The sequence below is a fragment of the Aquimonas voraii genome, assembly GCF_900101825.1.
Classification (GTDB): domain Bacteria; phylum Pseudomonadota; class Gammaproteobacteria; order Xanthomonadales; family Xanthomonadaceae; genus Aquimonas; species Aquimonas voraii.
On sequence record NZ_FNAG01000001.1, the window covers coordinates 457527 to 477450 of the forward strand.

The 19924-nt window shown below is 68.4% G+C and carries 18 protein-coding genes; 13 read left to right on the plus strand and 5 right to left on the minus strand.

What is annotated here, in order from left to right; translation table 11 throughout:
- Window positions 1-99 precede the first annotated feature (99 nt).
- Window positions 100-954, plus strand: coding sequence for a DnaJ C-terminal domain-containing protein (locus BLP83_RS01980; protein ID WP_091238150.1), 855 nt, complete (start codon window positions 100-102; stop codon window positions 952-954).
- Between the two features lie 155 nt (window positions 955-1109).
- On the opposite strand, the gene BLP83_RS01985 is transcribed toward BLP83_RS01980, so the two are convergent.
- A complete protein-coding gene (locus BLP83_RS01985; RefSeq protein WP_176763966.1) occupies window positions 1110-1928 on the minus strand; it encodes a phosphate/phosphite/phosphonate ABC transporter substrate-binding protein in 819 nt (272 codons plus the stop codon).
- Window positions 1929-2095: 167 nt separating this feature from the next.
- Entirely contained in the window at window positions 2096-2884 is a 789-nt protein-coding gene (gene ygfZ, locus BLP83_RS01990) for a CAF17-like 4Fe-4S cluster assembly/insertion protein YgfZ (protein WP_176763967.1), read from the minus strand.
- Between the two features lie 146 nt (window positions 2885-3030).
- On the opposite strand from ygfZ, the gene BLP83_RS18555 reads away from it, so the two are divergent.
- The 6 genes from BLP83_RS18555 (at window position 3031) to BLP83_RS02015 (ending at window position 7635) form a co-directional block, all read left to right on the plus strand.
- Window positions 3031-3201 carry a DUF1674 domain-containing protein gene (locus BLP83_RS18555; protein ID WP_245679929.1) on the plus strand — a complete coding sequence of 57 codons (171 nt, stop codon included), beginning with the start codon at window positions 3031-3033 and terminating at the stop codon, window positions 3199-3201.
- Window positions 3202-3375: 174 nt separating this feature from the next.
- The gene (gene sdhC / locus BLP83_RS01995; protein ID WP_091238160.1) at window positions 3376-3765 is read left to right on the plus strand and encodes a succinate dehydrogenase, cytochrome b556 subunit; all 390 of its coding nucleotides are present in this window, start codon (window positions 3376-3378) and stop codon (window positions 3763-3765) included.
- Window positions 3762-4142 (plus strand): succinate dehydrogenase, hydrophobic membrane anchor protein, encoded by a 381-nt coding sequence (sdhD, locus tag BLP83_RS02000; protein WP_091238163.1) that lies wholly within the window; start codon window positions 3762-3764, stop codon window positions 4140-4142. Before sdhC ends, sdhD begins: the two co-directional genes overlap by 4 nt.
- Window positions 4143-4162: 20 nt before the next feature.
- Entirely contained in the window at window positions 4163-5950 is a 1788-nt protein-coding gene (gene sdhA, locus BLP83_RS02005; protein WP_091238166.1) for a succinate dehydrogenase flavoprotein subunit, read from the plus strand.
- 115 nt (window positions 5951-6065) lie between these two features.
- A complete protein-coding gene (locus tag BLP83_RS02010) occupies window positions 6066-6854 on the plus strand; it encodes a succinate dehydrogenase iron-sulfur subunit (protein WP_091238169.1) in 789 nt (262 codons plus the stop codon).
- A gap of 361 nt (window positions 6855-7215) precedes the next feature.
- Complete coding sequence (locus tag BLP83_RS02015; RefSeq protein ID WP_091238172.1) at window positions 7216-7635, plus strand: MAPEG family protein; 420 nt, start codon at window positions 7216-7218, stop codon at window positions 7633-7635.
- Window positions 7636-7721: 86 nt separating this feature from the next.
- Here BLP83_RS02015 and BLP83_RS02020 read toward each other — a convergent pair whose 3' ends face one another.
- Entirely contained in the window at window positions 7722-11021 is a 3300-nt protein-coding gene (locus BLP83_RS02020; protein WP_091238175.1) for a bifunctional diguanylate cyclase/phosphodiesterase, read from the minus strand.
- 122 nt (window positions 11022-11143) lie between these two features.
- Between BLP83_RS02020 and BLP83_RS02025 the strand changes: the two genes are divergently transcribed.
- From BLP83_RS02025 to zipA, 6 genes are all read left to right on the plus strand, one after another.
- Window positions 11144-11404 carry an FAD assembly factor SdhE gene (locus tag BLP83_RS02025; protein WP_091238179.1) on the plus strand — a complete coding sequence of 87 codons (261 nt, stop codon included), beginning with the start codon at window positions 11144-11146 and terminating at the stop codon, window positions 11402-11404.
- Window positions 11385-11828, plus strand: coding sequence for a hypothetical protein (locus tag BLP83_RS02030; RefSeq protein WP_091238183.1), 444 nt, complete (start codon window positions 11385-11387; stop codon window positions 11826-11828). The genes BLP83_RS02025 and BLP83_RS02030 overlap by 20 nt, the downstream gene beginning before the upstream one ends.
- A gap of 15 nt (window positions 11829-11843) precedes the next feature.
- On the plus strand, window positions 11844-13088 hold the full coding sequence (locus BLP83_RS02035; RefSeq protein WP_091238187.1) for a lipoprotein-releasing ABC transporter permease subunit: 1245 nt from the start codon (window positions 11844-11846) through the stop codon (window positions 13086-13088).
- 6 nt (window positions 13089-13094) lie between these two features.
- Entirely contained in the window at window positions 13095-13790 is a 696-nt protein-coding gene (gene lolD / locus BLP83_RS02040) for a lipoprotein-releasing ABC transporter ATP-binding protein LolD (protein WP_091238189.1), read from the plus strand.
- An 11-nt stretch (window positions 13791-13801) separates the two neighbouring features.
- Window positions 13802-16189 (plus strand): DNA internalization-related competence protein ComEC/Rec2, encoded by a 2388-nt coding sequence (locus BLP83_RS02045; RefSeq protein ID WP_091238192.1) that lies wholly within the window; start codon window positions 13802-13804, stop codon window positions 16187-16189.
- Between the two features lie 226 nt (window positions 16190-16415).
- Window positions 16416-17237 (plus strand): cell division protein ZipA, encoded by an 822-nt coding sequence (zipA, locus tag BLP83_RS02050; RefSeq protein WP_091238195.1) that lies wholly within the window; start codon window positions 16416-16418, stop codon window positions 17235-17237.
- A gap of 55 nt (window positions 17238-17292) precedes the next feature.
- On the opposite strand, the gene BLP83_RS02055 is transcribed toward zipA, so the two are convergent.
- A complete protein-coding gene (locus tag BLP83_RS02055) occupies window positions 17293-17952 on the minus strand; it encodes a 3'-5' exonuclease (protein WP_091238197.1) in 660 nt (219 codons plus the stop codon).
- Window positions 17949-19796 (minus strand): DUF294 nucleotidyltransferase-like domain-containing protein, encoded by a 1848-nt coding sequence (locus BLP83_RS02060; protein WP_091238200.1) that lies wholly within the window; start codon window positions 19794-19796, stop codon window positions 17949-17951. Before BLP83_RS02060 ends, BLP83_RS02055 begins: the two co-directional genes overlap by 4 nt.
- Window positions 19797-19924 lie beyond the last annotated feature (128 nt).

The following is a 19924-nucleotide window of genomic DNA, read 5'->3' on the forward strand; positions in this document are numbered from 1 at the left end:
TCCGCGGGCTTTGCATGATCGGGCGCGGACCGCGGGTCCACAGCGGGCACCGCCGCGACCGACCACTCGAGTGAGCAGCACACAGCTTTCGGAAGCCCCATGGAGTTCAAGGACTACTACAAGACGCTGGGCGTGGAGCCGGGCGCCAGCGACGCGGATATCAAGGCCGCCTACCGCCGGCTGGCCCGGAAGTATCACCCCGACGTCAGCAAGGAGGCCGGAGCCGAGGAGCGCTTCAAGGCGATCAACGAGGCGTATGAGGTCTTGAAGGACCCGGGCAAGCGCAATGCCTACGAGCAGCTGCGCGCCGGCGGTTTCCGCCAGGGCCAGGATTTCCGACCCCCGCCGGGCTGGGACTACGACGGTCAGGAGTTCGGTGGCGGCGGCTTCAGCGATTTCTTCGAGTCCCTGTTCGGTGCGGGCCGCTCGCGCGGCGCCCGCACCAGTGCGGGGGCGGCACCGCGCGTCGAGCGACGCATGCGGCTCGACGTCGATCTCGAAACCGTCTACGCCGGCGGCCGCCAGCGCGTAGAGGTCGACGGCCGCACCCTGGAGGTGAAGATTCCGGCCGGTATCCAGCCAGGCCAGAGCATCCGTCTGGCGGGGCAGGGCGGACAGGGGCGCGATCTGCTGCTGGAAATCGCCTATCGCCCGCATCCGCGCTTCGAGGTGGACGGCCGCACCATCACCCATCGGCTGGCGGTCATGCCCTGGCAGGCGGCGCTGGGCGCTACCCTCAGCGTGCCCACCCTGGGCGGGCCGGTCGAGCTCAAGATCCCGGCTGAAAGCACCACCGGCCGCAAGCTGCGACTGCGTGGCCGCGGCCTGCCCGGCACGCCGCCGGGCGATCAGATCGTGCTGCTGGAAGTGCATGCACCGCCGGCGCGCGGCGAGCGTCAACGTGAGCTCTACCGCGAAATGGCGGCGGCCTTCTCCGAGCCCCTCGCCAAGTAGGGCTGGGATCGGGGCCTGGCTGGGGCGCTCGCTGGGACGCTTTGCGACCTCTGCCCGTGCCTGCCGCCACCGGCGCGTAGAAGCCGGCAACGCTTCAGCGCCGCCAGCCTTGAGCGGATTCCCGCTTGCTCCGCTCCGAGTCCCCGCGGGCGGCCTCACTGATACCCGAAGAAGCCCTTGAGCATTTCCTGGTGGCCGCGGTAGTCGGCGGCACTGGCGGGCTCGAATCGGGTGGAGCCGATTTCCAGCAAGGCTTGGTAGGCATCCGGATTCTGGTGCAGCTTGAGCAGTGCTTCGCGCACCGCGACGACAACGTCCTCGGGTACGCTCGGTGCCGCCGAGAAGGCCATGCCGGGGAAGTCGCGGGTGGTGCTCATGATCTGCAGGTTCGGATACATGTCGGCAATGAAGCGCGGCACCATGGCTGCGTCGGCCTCGCCGCCGAAGATCATCTCGACGCCATCGCGCCAGGAGGCCGCCTCGGAACGGATGTCGGGCTGCGCGATCGGGTTGGTGAAGATCTCGAAAAGCAGCGCGTAGCCAAGGCTGGGCGAAGTCATCGACACCAGTCGACGCCCGACCAGCGCGTCCATGCCGCCCTCGGCCAATTCCGGCAGGGCCACCAGGGCATAGGCCGTCTTCTCGGCGAGTCTTGCCAGCGGACGGAAGCCCTGGCGCTGCGCGCGGTAATCGGTGAAATGCGCCTCTTCGAAGGCGAAGTCGATGCCGCTGGACTGGCGGATGTCACGCCAGTGGAAGTTGTAGTTGCGCGCGGTGACCGCGACGAAGCGGTGTCCCGTTTCGCTTGCGAGATAGTCGAGTAGCGGCTGGTAGATCTGTTGATTGCGGTCGGGTGGAAACGATGGCTCCAGGGCCACCTTGAATTCGTCGGCCAGGACTGGGGCCGAAACCATCGTGATCAGCAGGGCGAACAGCGCCTGCAGCCATGCTCTGCGGCCGCCTTGGACGGCCATCCTCCCTCCTGTGTGCCTCGTCATCGCTGTCTCCTTGTGGTCGCTGCAACCGACCCTGTTGCCCGGGTCTTGTTGGGTGTCGATGGGCCCGCGGCGGGCCGGACTCAGCCGTATAGCAGAGCCAGTACGACCCGGCCACGGCGCGTGGATGGCCGTTGGACGCCGATTCAGGCGAGTGGGATCGGCGGTTCTGCCAGTGCCACCGCTTCGGCGCGAGTCGTTCCGCAGTCGTAAACGGAGCCAGGCTGCAAGGCGGATGCCACGGCCTGGACCAGACAGCCGCCTGCATCGACCGGCGCGGCGTCCAGCACTTCGCCCACCGCCTGACCGTCCCGCAGCACGGCGCTGCCGCGTGCCGGCGGCGCCCCGTCGGCCGCGTACAGACAGGCGATTCCGCGCTTGCTCTGTCCGAGATAGTGGGTGCGCGCGACGATCTCCTGCCCGGGATAGCAGCCCTTCGAGAGGCTGATCGCCTGCAGCCGATCAAGCCCCAGCATGTGGGCGGTGTGGCTCCCGCCTTCGGCATCAAGGCGCGGCACGCCGGCCAGGAGGTCCAGTCGCTTCCAGATCGGATCCAGTGCGGCATGGGTCCGGGGCTCCTCATTGTGGCGAACCTCGATCCAGCGTCGGTCCATCCCGGCGAAGCGCACCGCCCTGTCGGGTGGAAGCGTGTGGATGCCGCCAATGATGTGCGCGTCTGACAGCGTCGACAGCCGCGCCTTGCGCCGCAGGACGAAGCGCGACAGCTCGGCAGCCAGGCTGTCGGCAGGATGGTCAGGCAGCAACAGATCGAATGACTGGGACTCGTGCCGAAACAGCAGAATCAGCGCGACCACGCGACCTTTGGCATTGAGCCATGCGCTCCACTGCGCCGAGCCTGGCTGCAGGGTGGCGACGTCCGAACTCAGCAGCGACTGCAGGAAGGACTCTGCGTCCGGGCCTTCGCAGCGCAGCACGGACCAGCCCCTGAGTGGGCCGGTGATGGGCTCGGAAAGGCTTGAATACAGGGCGTTCACGGCAGTCTGCGACCTTTGTTGTCTTGCGGCATCCGGGCCTGCGGAGTACCCTTCCGCAGCTTGATTGCCCCGAGATGATAGGCCAAGTGCAGCCAGCCCCCGAGCCCGCGAAGCCGCCTTCCACGCCCGCCGCCGACGTGCCTGCCACCGGCCCTGCGCGCGTTGACGATGCGCCGCGCGAGATCGGTGGCCGCGAAGGTCCGGACCCCACCCGCTACGGCGACTGGGAAAAGAACGGCCGCTGCATCGACTTCTGAGCTCCGGCGCGGTGGTCTCCGCGTCCTGCGGAGCCCTCCTCCGGGAACTCTCCTGTCGCTCCTGCATCCCGCGGTGCCTTGCATGCCGCGTTCACGCGTTGGATCACGCACCGATTCGACGCGCCGTTCGCGCGCTTTCGCCGAACATTGCGCGTCACGAATCGGGATCCAGGAATGAGCACACGCAAGCGTCCCCTCTCGCCGCATCTGCAGGTCTACCGGCCGCAGATCACGTCGGTGCTGTCGATCAGCCACCGTATTTCCGGCATCGTCAACGCGCTGGTTGCGCTCGGCATCGCCGGCCTGCTGATCAGTGTCGCGGCCGGGCCTGAAGCCTATGCGCGCTTCGCCGCGATCGCCGGCTCGATCCCGGGCCAGATCGCCCTGTTCCTGTTCACGCTGGCGATCTGCTACCACCTGTTCAACGGTATCCGCCATCTGTTCTGGGATGCCGGCCGCGGCTTCGAGCTGTCCGCGGTCTACGCCTCCGGCTACACCGTGATCGCGCTAGCAATCGTTTCGGCGCTGGGCATCTGGGCCGTCGTGCTGGGAGGTGCGGCATGAGCCTGCGCAATCCGCTCGCCAAAGCCCGCGGTCTCGGTTCGGCCAAGGACGGCACCGCCCACTGGTGGGCGCAGCGCGTCTCCGCGATCGCGCTGGTGCCACTGGTGCTGTACGTGCTCTACCTGCTGGTGTCGCTGGCCGGGGCGGACTACAACACCGTGCGCCTCAGCATCGCGCAGCCGGTCAATGCGCTGCTGCTGATCCTCTTCATCGGCACTGCCTTCTGGCACGCCCGCCTGGGCCTGCAGGTGGTGATCGAGGACTACATCCACGTCGGCTGGCTCGAGATCACCCTGATGATCGCCGTCAAGTTCGTCTACGTCGTGCTGGGCCTGGCCGCGATCATCGCGATCGGCCGCATCGCCTTCAGCGCCTGAGCCAGCCCGAGCGAGTACCCATGAGCGCTTACAAGATCATAGAACACAAGTACGACATGGTCGTGGTGGGAGCCGGCGGCGCCGGCCTGCGCGCGACCTTCGGCCTCGCCCAGAAGGGTTTGAACACCGCCTGCATCAGCAAGGTCTTCCCGACCCGCTCGCACACGGTCGCAGCGCAGGGCGGCATCTCCGCCGCGCTCGCCAACATGGGCGAGGACGACTGGCGCTTCCATTTCTACGACACCATCAAGGGCTCGGACTGGCTGGGCGACCAGGACGCCATCGAGTACATGTGCCGCGAGGCCATCCCGGCCATCATCGAGCTCGAGCACTACGGTGTGCCCTTCTCGCGCACCGAGGACGGCAAGATCTACCAGCGTCCGTTCGGCGGCATGACCACGCATTACGGCAAGGGCACCGCGCAGCGCACCTGCGCCGCCGCCGACCGTACCGGTCACGCCATCCTGCACACGCTCTACCAGCAGTCGCTGGCGCATGACGCGCGTTTCTTCATCGAGTTCTTCGCGCTCGACCTGATCATGGACGAGGAAGGCGCCTGCCGCGGCGTGCTGGCGCTGGAAATGGCCACCGGCGACCTGCATCTGTTCCGCGCCCAGGGCGTGGTGCTGGCGACGGGCGGCTACGGCCGCGCCTACTTCTCGGCGACCTCGGCCCACACCTGCACCGGCGACGGCGGCGGCATGGCCCTGCGCGCCGGCCTGCCGTTGCAGGACATGGAGTTCGTGCAGTTCCACCCGACCGGCATCTACGGCGCCGGCTGCCTGATCACCGAGGGCGTGCGCGGCGAAGGCGGTTATCTGACCAACTCCAAGGGCGAGCGTTTCATGGAGCGCTACGCGCCCAACGCGAAAGACCTCGCCTCCCGCGACGTGGTCAGCCGCTCGATGACCATCGAGATCCGCGAGGGTCGCGGCGTTGGCGAGCACGCCGACCACATCTTCCTCAACCTGCAGCACCTCGGCCCCGAGGTGATCCACGAGAAGCTGCCGGGCATCGCCGAATCCGCGCGCATCTTCGCCGGCGTCGACGTCACCAAGCAGCCGATCCCGGTGCTGCCGACCGTGCACTACAACATGGGCGGCCTGCAGACCAACTACCACGGCGAAGTGGTCACGTTGAAGGACGGCAACCCCGACACCGTGGTGCCGGGCCTGTATTCGATCGGCGAAGCCGCCTGCGTGTCGGTGCATGGCGCGAACCGCCTGGGCTCGAACTCGCTGCTGGATCTGGTGGTGTTCGGTCGTGCAGTGGCCAATCGCTGCGCCGAGACCATCAAGCCGGGTCAGAACCACAAGGCTCTGCCGGCCTCGGCTTGCGACAAGTCCCTGGCCAACCTCGACAAGCTGCGCAACGCCAAGGGCGGCACGCCCACCGCCGAGCTGCGCCTCAAGATGCAGCGCACGATGCAGAACCACGCGGCGGTGTTCCGCACCTCCAGCAGTCTGGTCGAGGGTGTCGAGAAGATGCGCGAGATCCACGCCGGCTTCGAGGACATCCGTGTCTCCGACCGCTCGCTGGTCTGGAATTCCGACCTGATCGAAACCCTCGAGCTGCAGAACCTGCTGGGGCAGGCGGTGGCAACCGTCGTGTCGGCGGAGAACCGCAAGGAGTCCCGCGGCGCGCACGCGCACGAGGACTTCCCCGAGCGCGACGACGACAACTGGCACAAGCACACGCTGTGCTGGGTGGACGACAAGGGTCAAACCCGCATCGACTACCGCCCGGTGCACATGAATACGCTGACCAACGAAGTCGAGCCGGTGCCACCGAAGGCGCGGACGTATTGATCTGGTCGGGATTGGTGATTCGGGATTCGGGATTCGCAGAGGAAACACCCTCAAAGCGCACCGCAGACCGTTCACGAATCCCCAATCCCGAATCCCGAATCCCGGATAAAGAGCCATGGCCGAATTCACCCTGCCGAAGAACTCCAAGATCACCCAGGGCAAGCACTTCCCGGCGCCGGCAGGTGCCAAGAAGGTGCGCACCTTCAAGGTGTACCGTTGGAACCCGGATGACGATGCCAACCCGCGGGTCGACACCTATGACGTCGATCTCGACAGCTGCGGCCCGATGGTTCTGGACGCGCTGATCAAGATCAAGAACGAGATCGACCCGACGCTGACCTTCCGACGCTCCTGCCGCGAGGGCATCTGCGGTTCGTGCGCGATGAACATCGACGGCACCAATACGCTGGCCTGCACCAAGGCGATCAGCGACTGCGGCGGCAAGCAGGTGCCGGTGTATCCGCTGCCGCACATGGAAGTGATCAAGGACCTGGTCCCGGACCTGACCCACTTCTACGCGCAGTACGCCTCGATCCGCCCCTGGCTGCGCACGCAGTCGGCGCCGCCTGCTTCGGGTGAGCGACTGCAGTCGAAGGAAGACCGCGCCAAGCTCGACGGCCTGTACGAGTGCATTCTTTGCGCCTGCTGCAGCACGAGCTGCCCGAGCTACTGGTGGAATGGCGACCGCTACCTCGGCCCGGCCATCCTGCTGCAGGCCTACCGCTGGATCATCGACTCGCGCGATGAGGACACCGGCGCGCGCCTGGATGATCTGGAAGATCCGTTCCGCCTGTACCGCTGCCACACGATCATGAACTGCGCCCGGACCTGCCCGAAGGGCTTGAATCCGGCCAAGGCGATTGCCGAAATCAAGAAGCTGATGATCCAGCGGCGAGGGGTTTGAATCTCCGCACAAAGGCGCCTTCGGGCGCCTTTCTGTTTTGGGTGTCGGCGGACACGCGGCAGACCTTGGCTCCAGCAGATTCAGCGCAGGCGGGAGCCTACGAGTCTGCATAGGGTGGGCTCGGGACCACCGTGGCCTGAATGCGCGCCTCCCCCGTTGCTGGCCGCCCGCCACGTGCCCGCAGGTTCGCGATGATTGTCGGATTGACCGGGGCGAGGGTGGCGCTCAGGGTGGGCCAGGGCCCACTCTATGCCTGCACCCTGCACCCTGCACCCTGCACCCTGCACCCTGCACCCTGCACCCTGCACCCTGCACCCTGCACCCCGAATCCCGAATCCCGAATCCCGAATCTTCGCCCTCCATGCACAGCATCCTTCTGCCCGGCTTCGCACTCGCCGCACTGACCTTCCTGGTCTGGTGCCGGCTCTACGTTGAACGCCTCGGCCAGATGAAGCGCGAGCGCGTCCATCCGCAGGCGGTCGCAACGTCGGCGCAGATGGCGGCGAAGCTCAAAGACACGCGTGCAGCCGACAATTTCCGCAACCTGTTCGAACTGCCGGTACTGTTCTATTTCGCCATCGCCGTGGCGGCGCAGACAGGGCAGGGCGGGGCGCTCGTGCTTGGCTTGGCTTGGACCTTCGTCGCTCTGCGTGTGCTGCACAGCGCGATCCACTGCAGCTACAACAAGGTCATGCACCGCTTCACGGTCTATGTCCTGGGTGCGCTGTGCCTCTGGGGTCTGCTGGCCGTCGTGGCGATGGGGCTGGCTGGCCTGCTCTAGAACCTTTGCTGCCGCCAGCGGCGTCGTCCGTGGGACACCCGAGGCCGCGGTGTTCAATGCGTCTGGGCGCCCAGGGGCCGATGCGCTCAGGCGCGGCTCACGGCGCGTGCAAAAGTTTCGAAAGCCGAGGGTTCCAGCGGCTTCGAGTAGCCATAGCCCTGGATCTCGTCGCAGCCCAGTTCGTTCAGTAGTTGCATCTCCGCGGCGGTCTCCACGCCCTCGGCGATGATCTCCATCTTGAGGCCGTGGCCCATCCGGATCACCGCCGTAACGATCTCGCGGTTGCTGGTGTTCTGGTCAAGGCCGCGCACGAAGAACTGGTCGATCTTGAGCTTGTCGATGGCGTAGCGCTGCAGATAGCTCAGCGACGAGAAGCCGGTTCCGAAATCGTCCAGCGCGACGCGGAAGCCAGCCTGGTGCAGGCGGTCGATTGTCGCCGCAGCAGCCTCGGGGTTCTTGAGTGCCACCGCCTCGGTCAGCTCGATCTCGATGCAATGCCGGGGCAGCTCCCAGTGTTGCAGCGCGTCCTGGAGTTCGTCCAGCCATTCGGGCCTCGCGAATTGCACCGCCGAGACATTGACGGCCAGTCGAAGCTCGGGCAACCCCCTCTTCCGCCAGGCCGAGATCTGCCTTGCCGACTCCCTGAAAACCCACAGGCCGATGGTATTGATCGCTCCGGTCTGCTCGGCGATCGGGATGAACTCGGACGGTGACACCAGGCCCCACTTGGGGTGGCGCCAGCGGAGCAGGGCTTCGGCCCCGGTCAGTCGCCCGCTGCGCAGGCAGCGTTGCGGCTGATAGAGCAGCAGCAGTTCGCCGCGGTCGAGTGCGTCCATGAGATCGGCAGCAAGTTCGAGAGAGCGCTTCGAACTTTCCTGCATCGAGGGCGAGAAGAACCGCAGCCCGTTGCGTCCCGCCTGCTTGACCTCGTACATCGCGATCTCGGCCGCCGAGGACAGCCCATCGAGCGTGCCGGCATCGTCCGGGTACAGGGCGATGCCCGCCGAGGCGTTGAGTGCCACGCGGTTGCCCTGCACGCTGCAAGGCTGCTGCAGGGCCGACAGCGCCTCGCGCGCGCTCAGCGCCACGCTCGCCTGCTCGGCCTCGGCAAGTGCAGCGATGAAGGCATCGCCGGAGAAGCGGGCCAGCGGAACCTCCGGTCCCAGGCTGGCGCGCAGGCGGTTGGCCATCTCGACCAGCAACTCGTCGCCGGCCGGATGTCCCAGGGTTTCGTTGATCGCCTTGAAGTTGTCGAGGTCGATCCACAGCAGCGCTGTGCGCGAGCGGGCGCCATCGGCGGTGGCCAGCAAAGTTTGCAGGCGCTCGTCGAAGGACTTCTTGTTGAGCAGGCCGGTCAGGGGATCGAAATCGGAGAGCGCTTGGATGCGCGCTCGGGTGGCGCGGGCTTCGGTCACGTCTTCCTTGTGGGCGACGTAGTGCGAGGCGCGTCCGTGCCCGTCGAGGATCGGGTAGAGCAGCGCCGACTCGATGTAGATCCGGCCATCCTTGCGGCGGTTGATGAACTCACCCTGCCAGGCCTGGCCGCTGTGCAGGCGTGACCACAGTTCTGCGTAGGTTTCCGCGGGGGTCTGGCCCGAGCCCAGCATCCTCGGATCGCGTCCCAGCACCTCGGATGCCTCGTATCCGCTGACTGCGGTGAACGCGGCATTGACATACTGGATGCGCACCTGAGGATCGGTAATCAGCACCGGGTGCGGGCTCTGGTCGAGCGCCATGGACAGGCGTTTGATTTCGTCCAGCTGCCGCATCTGGGTCGTGATCTGCCAGAGCGTTTCCGCCAGCCTGAGCAGCACATCGAGATCGTCCGCCGTGTAGGCGGCCGCCTTGTCGGCCACCACCAGCAGCAAACGGGATTCAGATGTCTTCGGGGTCGGGGCGCTGGCGATCCGCTCGCAGGCCCCGCCGCTGCCGCCGGCCGCGAGTTCCAACGCAAGCGGCCGCAGGCAGCGCTCACGGTGGTGCTGAGCGGCGTCGAGGATCCCCGCCGGAAGAGCCGAGCGGCCCGCGATCTGCTCAAGGCTCCCGTCGGTGTCGCCGAGCCGAAATACGGCGGCCAGCCGGCTGCAGGTGAGCGCTTGCGCGTGCTCAGCGGCGCCTTCCAGCACGGCCTGTATCTTGGCCTTGGCCGACAGCTCGCGCAGCGCCAAGACGGCGGCATTGAGGCGCGAGTCGCGCAGCATCAGCTGCGCGGCCTTGACCGTATCCGTCACGTCACGGGACAGCATCAGGTAGGTAGAGGGCCGGCCACCGGGCTGCTTCTTTTCAGCCACCGACAGCTCGAACACGCGCAGGCCCTCGTTGACCGCAAGTTCAAAGCGTTTGCCGCGCGAGATCCCGGTTCGCGCCGCTTCGGCGACTGCCTCGAAACAGATCGCGACCGCAGCCGCGGGCAGCACCTCGGCGATGCGCCGGCCGACCAGCGCGTCGGCCGGCGCCGCCAGTTTGGCGGGCTCATTGGCGTGCACGTCCAGATAGGTGCCTTCGGCATCGATCTCGAAGAGCAGGTCCGGCAGGGTGTCGAGGGTGGCTGCCTGCTGGGCGCGCGCGGCGAGCAGGTCCACATAGGGCTTCTGGATGACGGCGACGAACAGCCCCTGGTAGACGAAGCCATAGGCCAAAACCTTGTAGGCATGGCCCACGAGGTTGTAGACGTCGGTGACGCTTCCGTAGAGCGTGAAGAAGAACTCGCTCATCGCCATGGTCGCCGCGGCCAGGGCGAGCTTGCGCAACCCGAGCTCGCCATCGGACTGCGGGCGCCGGCTGAAACCATAGGCTGCCAGAGCATAGGCGGCGATCAGTGCGTACTCGGCGCCGATCTTGAAGGCGGTGAGGCCGCTGCCGCTGACGAAGGTCGAAGGCAGTCGGTGTTGCTGGAAGACCACAAGGTAGAAGACCAGAAGTGACAGTCCGAGAACCGCTGCCAGCAGCAGTCGACGCGACCCGATGGGAAATCTCAGGTCGGCGCCTGGCCAGAATGCAGCCAGCAGCAGGCCCAGGGCCGCCAGGGCGCGCGCCGCCAACCAAAAGGCGATCCCTTTCTCGGGATTGTTGGGCGTGATGAGGTCCGGCATGCCGTCGTAGGAAAGCACATGGCCGAGATCCAGCAGGGCGACACCCAGGAAGCACGCGCCCAGCAGGGTGGCGCGGGCGTTGGCACGGAAGCGCTGCGCCGCCCAGCTGACGCCGAACACCATGGCAGCGATCGCGATCGCTGAAATCTCCAAGGCGCTGTGCAGGGGCAGGTAGCCGGACAGGCCGCGGGCGGCCTGCGGCGGCGGCAGGACGAGCACAAGGCCCAGAGTGACGAGCAGTCCGAGCAGCCAGGGCAGCGCGTTGTGCTTCGAAGGGGTCAGCGCGGCAGACATTGGGCGTCAACAGTTTGGCATGGGGGCGTGCGACGGGTGCCGCGTCGGCTGAAGCAGAACGGTGAAGGGCTCATCGCTTCGCGCTCGCCTAGAATGCAACCCCGCTTGCAATCCTCATACCCATGACCGAGCCCATCACTCCTGAAGACCTGCGCCGCTGGCGCTGGCGTTCGCGCCGTGGCATGCGCGAGCTGGACCAGCTGTTCGAGCGCTACCTCGATTTGGCCGAGCGCCAGCCCGAAGCCTTTGATCGAGAGGCCTTCGAGGCGCTGCTGGTGTGCGAAGACGATGCCCTGTGGCGCTGGTTCATCGGACGCGAGCGGCCCTCCGATCCGGTCATCGCCCGCCTGGTCGACACCATCAGTGCGCTCCCTCCCGCTTGAGCTGAAGCCTTCGCCGGTCCTGCAGGCCGTGCTGGTCGTGCTGGCGCTGCTCGGCTTGCTTGCACTCTGGCTGTCGGCGCTGCCGCGCGCGGCCTTGGCGCTGCCACCCCTGCTGGCTGCCATCAGCCTGTGGCGCTTGCGCAGGCTGCCGCGCGGACGACTGCTGCTGCATGACAGTGGCCAGACCGAATGGTGGCCCGCGGCAGTGCCCGGCTTGGCGGCGCCGGAAGCGTCGCCGGCCGAAGGGCTCGGCCTGGAATTGCGCGGGCCGATCGCCGTGCTGACCCTGCGGATTCAGGGCCGGCTACTCCGTTGGCCGCTGGCATCGGATACGCTGCCGGGCCCGCAGCTGCGGGTGCTGCGGCTCTGGCTGGATCGCCACGGTGAGCGCGCGCAGGCACCGAGCTCGACTTCGACCCACTGACAGGCCGTCCGCCCCGTGTTCCGCCCCATCGAAATCGCCATCGGCCTGCGCTATACGCGCGCCAAGCGGCGCAACCACTTCATCTCCTTCATCTCGCTGGCCTCGATGCTGGGCATTGCGATTGGCGTCACCGCGCTGATCACGGTGATCTCGGTGATGAACGGCTTCGAGCAGGAGCTGCGCGCGCGCATCCTGGGCATGGTCGCCCACGCCACCATCAGCGGCGCCGGTGAGGACCTGCAGGGCTGGCCGCGCGCGGTCGAGCTGGCGAAATCCGATGCCCGCGTGCTGGGCGCCGCCCCCTACGTCGAGCGCGAGTCCCTGCTGCAGGCCGGCCGCAGCCAGGGCGCCCTGCTGCGCGGCGTGGATCCATCGCGCGAGCCCGAGGTCAGCGAGATTGCCGAGCTGATGAAGGAAGGCGCGCTCACCGACCTCGAACCCGGCGCCTTCCGCGTGCTGCTTGGCGCTGATCTCGCGCTTTACCTGGGCGTTGGCGTGGGCGACAGCATCACGGTGATGGTGCCGGAGTTCCGCAGCACGCCGGTCGGCGTGGCGCCGCAGATGCGCCGCTTCACCGTCGCCGGCATCTTCAGCGCCGGCATGCAGGAGTACGACCGCCAACTCGCCATCATCCACATGCAGGATGCCCAGCGCCTGCTGCGCATGGGCGAGGGCGTGACCGGCGTCCGGCTGAAGCTCACCGACATGATGCAGGGCTGGCAGGTGGCGCGTGACCTCACCGAACAGCTCGACCACTACTACCGTATCCGCGACTGGAGTGCCGACCACAGCAACTTCTTCCGCGCGATCCAGATGGAGAAGACGGTGATGTTCATCATCCTCTCGCTGATCGTCGGCGTGGCCGCCTTCAACCTGGTCAGCTCGCTGGTGATGCTGGTCACCGACAAGCAGGCCGACATCGCCATCCTGCGCACGCTGGGCATGAGTCCGCGCTCGATCATGGGGGTGTTCGTGGTGCAGGGCAGCCTGATCGGCGTGGTCGGCGTGCTGCTCGGCCTGATCGGCGGCGTCAGCCTGACTTTGAACCTCGACCATGTGGTCAAGGCCATTGAAACCACTTTCGGCTTCGAGGTGATGCCGGCCGACGTCTACTACATCACCGGCCTGCCCACCGACCTGCGCGGCGATGACGTCGGCCTGATTGTGCTTGTCGCGCTGGTGATGAGCATGATCGCCACCCTGTACCCGGCCTGGCGCGCCTCGCGCACCGAGCCCGCCGCCGCCCTGCGCTACGAGTGATGCGCCATGACTGAGTCGAATGCCGTCATCGCCTGCCGCGGACTGGCCAAGACCTATGCCGAGGGCGACCTGCGCACGCCGGTCTTCCAGTCGATCGACTTCGAGGTCGCGCGCGGCGAGACCGTCGCCATCGTCGGCGCCTCGGGCGCCGGCAAGAGCACCCTGCTGCATATTCTCGGCGGGCTGGACACGCCAAGTACAGGCGAAGTCTTCGTCGCCGGCGAAGCGATGAGCCGGCTTTCGGACGCCGAGCGCGGACGCCTGCGCAATCGTGCGCTGGGTTTCGTCTACCAGTTCCATCACCTGTTGCCCGAGTTCACCGCGCTGGAGAACGTCTGCATGCCGCTGCTGATCGCCGGCCGCAGCGTGGCCGAGGCCGAGCGTCAGGCCGCAGCCCTGCTCGATCGTGTGGGTCTGGGCGCACGTCTGCGGCATAAGCCGGGCGAGCTGTCGGGCGGCGAGCGCCAGCGCTGCGCGGTGGCGCGCGCGCTGGTGACGCGACCTGCCTGCGTGCTCGGCGACGAGCCCACCGGCAACCTCGACGAGAAGACCGCGGCCTCGGTCTACGGCCTGATGCTGGAGCTCAACCGCGAGGTCGGCACCAGCTTCGTGCTGGTGACCCACGACCGCGCGCTGGCCCGCAAGATGGACCGTGCGCTGGAGCTTTCGGGCGGCCAGCTGCGGCCGCTGGCGGCGGCCTGAGTCGAGCCCGGATGGCGACCGTGCCCGTGCTGGCAGGGTCCGCTTCCTATCGCGCGGCTTTGACTGCACCGGCGTTCGGCATCGGCAGCGCGCTCGGCCTGCTGGTCGGTGTCTCGGCGGCACTGACCCTGACGAGCCTTCCGCCTGAGTGGATGTCTTGGCTGGCCCTTGTGCTGGGCCTGCTGGCCTGGTTGTCGCCGCGGCTAGGTTCGAGCCTGTTGCGCTGGAGCGGCGCCGCGCTGTTCGGCGCGGCGCTGGCTCTGCTGGTGGCACAGTCGGCACTGCAGCAGCGTCTGCCCGCGGAGCTGGAAGGCCGCGACCTGCGCGTGCAGGGCCGCGTGGAGGGGCTGCCGCAGCGCGGTTTGGATGCAGTGCGCTTCGACTTCCGCGTCGAGAGCGGCGAGGGCGAGGCGGACGTGCTGGCCGGGCGGCTGCTGCGGATCGGCTGGTACCGCAGCGAGCAGGCGCCCGAGGCCGGCAGCCGCTGGTCGCTGCAGCTGCGTCTCAAGGCGCCGCGCGGCGTCGACAATCCGGGCGGCTTCGACTTCGAACGCCATGCGCTGCAGCGCAGGCTCGCGGCCACCGGCTACGTCCGCGAGCACCCAGGCAATCGCGAACTGACCACCGGCGCGGGGCTGGATGCCGTGCGGGCACGGCTGTCGCAGGACATGGTCGTGGCCTTGGGCGGCGAGGGGCCGCTGCACGCGGGCTCGCGCTTCCTCCGCGCGCTCACCGTCGCCGACACCCGCGCCTTCGATGAAGCCGACTGGGAGGTGCTGCGCGCGACCGGGGTCGGTCATCTGATGTCGATCTCGGGCCTGCACGTGGGCCTGGTGGCCGGTCTGTTCGCCCTGTTCGCGCGCGGCCTGTACCGGCTGTGGCCGCGCTTGGGCCTGCGCCTGCCGCTGCCGCAGGGCGCAGCGCTCGCAGCCCTCTTGGGCGCCGCCGGCTACGCGGCGCTGGCCGGCTTCGGCGTGCCGGTGCTGCGCAGCCTGCTGATGGTGGCCGCGGCGCTTCTGGCCGTGCTGCTGCGCCGACGCTCCAGCACCTGGCAGGCCTATGCCCTGGCCCTGCTCGTGCTGGTGCTGAGCGATCCGCTGTCGGTGCTCGGCGCCAGCTTCTGGCTGTCCTTCATGGGCGTGGCCTGGCTGCTGTGGTGCATGCCGAGCGAGCTGCAGCAGCTGCCGGGCTGGCGTCGCCTGCTTGGCGCACAGCTGGTCGCCAGCCTGGGCCTGCTGCCCTTGACGGTGTTCTTCTTCGGTCAGGCCTCGGTGGCGGGCGCGGCGGCCAATCTGCTGGCCGTGCCCTGGGTCAGCCTGGGCGTGGTGCCGCTGGCCCTGCTGGGCGCGGGCCTGCTGCTGCTCGGGCTGCCGATGCTCGCGACTCCGGTTCTGCTGCTGGCGGCCTGGCTGATGGACCTGCTGTGGTGGCTGCTGGCGTGGACCGCCGGGCTGCCGCATGCGCAGGTGTTCCTGCCGGAGCCTGGGGGCTTGAGCCTGCTGCTGGCCGCCGTCGGTGTGATCTGGCTGCTGATGCCGCGCGGCACGCCGGGTCGGGCCTTGGGCGCCGTGCTGATGGTCCCCTTGCTTTGGCCGCGGCTCGCGCCGCCCCCGCCCGGCGTGGCCGAGCTGCATCTCTTCGATGTCGGCCAGGGCCTGTCGGCGCTGATCCGTACGCAGAACCACGCCCTGCTGCTGGATACCGGGCCGGCCTTCGGCAGCGGCCTCGACATGGGCGAGGCGGCCGTCGTGCCGGCCCTGCGCGCGCTGGGCCTGCGCCGGCTGGATCGCGTGCTGGTCTCGCACGGCGACGCCGACCACTCCGGCGGCACCGCCAGCGTGATGAGGGCATTTCCCGCGGCGCTGCAGACTTCGGATCGCGCGCGCTTCCCGCAGGCCCAGCCCTGCGTGGCCGGCGAGCGCTGGCGCTGGGACGGCGTCGACTTCGAGCTGCTGCATCCGCCCGAACACTTCCCCTATCTGCGCAATGAGAGCAGCTGCGTGCTGCGGGTGCAGGCGGGCGGACAGGTCGCGCTGTTTGCCGGCGACATCGGCCGCCTGATCGAGCAGCGCCTCGTCCGCGAGCAGCCCGAGCGCCTGCGTGCCGACATCGTCGTGGTGCCGCATCACGGCAGTGCCGGCTCCAGCGACGCGGCCTTCGTGCGCGCCACCGGCGCCCGCCACGCGCTGGTCGCGGCCGGCTACGCCAACCGTTTCGGCCACCCCCGGCCCGAAGTCGTCGAGCGTTGGCGAGAGGCGGGCGCGCGGGTCTGGAATACCGCCGAGGCTGGCGCTCTGTGGCTGCGCCTGGGTGCGGGCCAGGAGATCGCGCCGCAGCCGCGGCGTCGCCTGCAGCCGCGCCTGTGGCAACCGCCTCCAGCGGCTGCGCCGTCGCCCTGACGCCACGCGGGCCGCGCACCCGCCGAGCCCTGCGCGCGGAGCTTGCGCATGAACGCGAGTCTCGCCGCGCATGGGCCGCGCGGCGCCAAGCTGCTAGAGTTCCGGGCCGGGCGCGCGGGTGATGCGCTGCACAGTGCCTCCATGCCGGCGCTGTGCGCTCCACGGGCTCCCGCGCCCGACGCGTGCCGTGCGCGTGCCGGCCTCCCTTCCATCGCCAAGACCCTCCATGGATCCGACCCAGCTTCGCCTCATCCTTCTCGTCCTCGGCCTGCTGTTCATCGGCGCCGTGTACTGGTTCGGACGTCCGCGGAAGCCGGGGCAGGGCAAGCGCGTGACCGAGCGCGGCGCGCCGGAGCCTCGCCCCGAGCCGGCTTTCAGCGACCACCAGCACGACAGTCTCGACAAGGTCATCCAGGCCGAGCTGGCCCGGCTGGAGAAGACCTTGGCCGGTGAGGTCGACGAGGGCCCGGGCGCCTCACGGCTGCCGGGGATCCAATTCGAGCCCGACCTCGACGCGCGCCCGCGCGCGGTCGAAGCCGCGGCGCCGTCGCCGAGCAGTCAGCCTGCGCCGGCCCAGTCCACCCTTGGAGCGCGGCCGAATCCCGAGTTCGACAAGGTGGTCAGCCTGATCGTGGCGGCGCGTGCCGGCACCCTGCTGCACGGTGGCGACATCCTGGTCGCGGCCGAGAAGGCTGGGCTGGTGTTCGGCGACATGCAGATCTTCCACCGCCTGCCGGACAATCGTCCCGAAGCCGGGCCGATCTTCAGCGTGGCCAACGTGGTCAAGCCGGGCAACTTTGACCTGCGCCAGCCCGACCAGACGCAGACGCCGGGCGTCACCTTCTTCATGACCCTGCCGGGCCCGCTGCCCGCTCTGGATGCGTGGGAGGCGATGCTGCCGGCTGCGCAGCGTTTCGCCGAGCTGCTCGATGCGGTGGTGCTGGACGATGAGCGCAACGCGCTCGGTCGGCAGCGCATCCAGTTCCTGCGCGACGAATTGCGCGCCTACGACCGCGAGCGCGAGCGCCAGGCCAAGCGGCCCTGGTAGCGATCTTCGCGGTATCCGCGGGCGCCATCGTCCGCGAGGGCTTGATCCGGTCCGCCTACTGCGTGAGGTCGCGCAGGCGCAGGCTGTCCTCGTCGCCGATGCGTCCTGCCTGGGCCAGCAGAAGCTCGGCGCAGGCCAGCGCGTCGATCGCCGCGTTGTGCGCGCGATAAGTTGGCAGCCCGTAGCGTTCGCGGCAGGCATGCAGGCGCATGTAGCCGCTGGGGTCGACCTCGTTGCGGCGGATGCGCCGCTCCAGCGCCAGGGTGTCGATGTAGCGCAGGGTCGGCGGTACGCCGAAGCAGCGCCGGCAGGCGGCGGCCAGGAAGTTCAGCTCGATCGGGGCGCCATGCGAGACCAGCACCCGACCCTCCAGCTCAGTCAGTAGCTGCTGCACGGCCTCCGACAGCGGCAGGCCGTCTGCGATGTCGGAGTCGGTGAGCCCATGCACGGTGGCGCTCTGGCCCACGCTCTCGGAGCTGCCCACCAACACGTGGCGGGCGCTGCCCATCTGGACGCGGCCACCGCTGATGCGCACCCAGCCCATGCTGAGGATCCGATCCTGCTCGGTATCGAGGCCGCTGGTCTCGAAATCCAGCGCCAGCAGTTCGGCCTGTCTCCACGGCGTGGACAGTGCCGGCAGGGGCAGGGCGTAGTGGCGTTCCATCGGCGTGCCGGCGGCGCGCCGCGCGTACAGCAGGTGGCGCAGCAGGCTCACTGGACGCCGAACGCGTTCGACAGGCCGGCCTGGGCCTGGCGGATCACCAGAAAGGCGTCGCGCAGGGCGTCGCGGTCGATGCGGGTGAGCTGGCTGGGGTTGATCCGGTTGTCGGTCTTCTCGCCCGCCGCCAGTTGGGCCGCCTGGTGCTCGAGCTTGAGTCGCGACAGCAGCCGGAAGGCTGCTGCCAGTTCGGCGGCGTCGGAGTCGACCATCTTGCCCAGGCGGCGCAAGCCTTCGATACGCGCCAGGCTGCCGGGCTCGCGGATGCCCGCCGCCAGTGCGCGCACGCGCAGCAGGTCGTTCAGCGGGAGGCTGCCGGCCTTCTTCATGTCGAGCGTGTCGCGGTGCTCGCCACGATTCTCGACGACGAAGCGCCGGAACAGGCCAAGCGGAACCTCGTGGGTCAGCGCGTGCTTGGCCAGGATGGCAAGGAAGATCCCGTGCCGTGGCGAGGCGTCGAACAGCGACTCCTGCAGCGCGTCGAACAGGGCGTGGTCGCCGTGCACGCAGCGCTGGTCGAAGAAGATCGACGCGTGCAGCAGTGCCTTGGGGTCGGGCTCGTGCATCCAGCTGCGGAAGTAGCCCTGCCAGACGTCGAGCGGCTGCCGCCAGCGTGGGTTCTGCGCCATGACGTCGCCATTGCAGAAGACGTAGCCGCAGGCATCAAGGCCCGCGCAGACGAACTTCGATAGGCTCTCGAAATAGTCGGCGCCGGCTTCATTCGGCGTCTGGGCCAGCAGCAGGCCGTTGTCCTGGTCGGTATGGGGCCCCTGTTCGTTGCGCGCCTGCGAGCCAAACGCCAGCCAGGCATAGGGCATCGGGGGCGGTCCGAATCTCTCCTCCGCCATCCGCAGCAGCTGGCGGGTCACCGCATCGGTGAGCGCTGTGAGCATGCGCATCACATCTTCGGGCCGCGCGCCGTTCGCCAACATCAGCGAGAACATCCGCGGCATGCGGCCGGTCACCTCCTTGAGACCCTCCACGGTGTCCTGCTTCGCGACCTGACGCACCAGGTAGAGCGGGTGCTGGGTTTGCAGGCTGACCAGGTCGCGGGTGGTGATCATGCCCGCAGGTTTGCCCTCGCGGGTCAGGGGCAGATGGTGGATGCCACGGTTGGCCATCACCAGGAAAGCCTCGAAGACAGGCCTGTCGACGTCGAGGTGGGTCGGGTCCGCGGTCATGATCCGAGTTACCGGCTCGCCCGGGTCGAGTCCGGCGGCAAGCACGCGATTTCGCAGGTCGCGGTCGGTGACGATGCCCTGCATGTGCTCCTTGTCGCCAACCAGGATTGAGGAAACTCCTTGTTGCGACATCAGTTTGGCGGCCTCGCGAATGCTGGCCCCGGGTCCCACCATGACCGGGGCGCGGCTGCCGAGCCGGCTGACCGGAGTGCTCATCAGCTCGTTGCCGCCGCCGGCCTCGGCGGCAGCGCGCATGCGTTCTTCCAGGGTCGACACGAAATGCTGCTCGAAGGCCGGGTTGGCCGCACGCAGGGTGTTGAACTCGGCCACCGGCAGCAGGTAGATCAGCCCGTCCTCGATCAGGGTCACCCGGTTGCGCACCGGCTTGCCGGTGAGCAACGAAGGCAGGCCGTAGCTCTCCCCCTCGGCCAGGCGATTGATGAGACGGCCGGCGCCATCATGCACTTCGACCGCGCCGCGACGGATCACCGCCAGCGCGGTATTCGCCTGGCCGATGGCCAGCAGCACCTCGCCGCGGCGTCGATAGATGATCTCGATCCCACGCGCCGCGGATTCCAGCTGCTCCGGGCTGAGTCGATCGAAGGGCGCATGGCCGCGCAGGAAGCCGATGACCTCGGCGAGTTCGGGGCTGGTGCTCATGGCAGCGGCTCGCGGACGGGGCCTTCACCTTAGCGCTGGCGGCCGATGCCGGCGATGCGGCTTTGGGCGTAGGCGAGCGGCCTGCCCGGGGCCAGGCACGGCACGATGGCGTGCCCGCTGGGCGGGCG

Coding starts and splice junctions, on each gene's coding strand:
- lolD (WP_091238189.1), top strand. CDS start 13,095: ATGACTGAGTCGAATGCCGTCATCGCCTGCCGCGGACTGGCCAAGACC.
- BLP83_RS02010 (WP_091238169.1), top strand. CDS start 6,066: ATGGCCGAATTCACCCTGCCGAAGAACTCCAAGATCACCCAGGGCAAG.
- sdhD (WP_091238163.1), top strand. CDS start 3,762: ATGAGCCTGCGCAATCCGCTCGCCAAAGCCCGCGGTCTCGGTTCGGCC.
- BLP83_RS02015 (WP_091238172.1), top strand. CDS start 7,216: ATGCACAGCATCCTTCTGCCCGGCTTCGCACTCGCCGCACTGACCTTC.
- BLP83_RS02020 (WP_091238175.1), bottom strand. CDS start 11,021: ATGTCTGCCGCGCTGACCCCTTCGAAGCACAACGCGCTGCCCTGGCTG.
- BLP83_RS01985 (WP_176763966.1), bottom strand. CDS start 1,928: ATGGCCGTCCAAGGCGGCCGCAGAGCATGGCTGCAGGCGCTGTTCGCC.
- sdhA (WP_091238166.1), top strand. CDS start 4,163: ATGAGCGCTTACAAGATCATAGAACACAAGTACGACATGGTCGTGGTG.
- BLP83_RS02060 (WP_091238200.1), bottom strand. CDS start 19,796: ATGAGCACCAGCCCCGAACTCGCCGAGGTCATCGGCTTCCTGCGCGGC.
- zipA (WP_091238195.1), top strand. CDS start 16,416: ATGGATCCGACCCAGCTTCGCCTCATCCTTCTCGTCCTCGGCCTGCTG.
- BLP83_RS02045 (WP_091238192.1), top strand. CDS start 13,802: ATGGCGACCGTGCCCGTGCTGGCAGGGTCCGCTTCCTATCGCGCGGCT.
- BLP83_RS01980 (WP_091238150.1), top strand. CDS start 100: ATGGAGTTCAAGGACTACTACAAGACGCTGGGCGTGGAGCCGGGCGCC.
- sdhC (WP_091238160.1), top strand. CDS start 3,376: ATGAGCACACGCAAGCGTCCCCTCTCGCCGCATCTGCAGGTCTACCGG.
- BLP83_RS02025 (WP_091238179.1), top strand. CDS start 11,144: ATGACCGAGCCCATCACTCCTGAAGACCTGCGCCGCTGGCGCTGGCGT.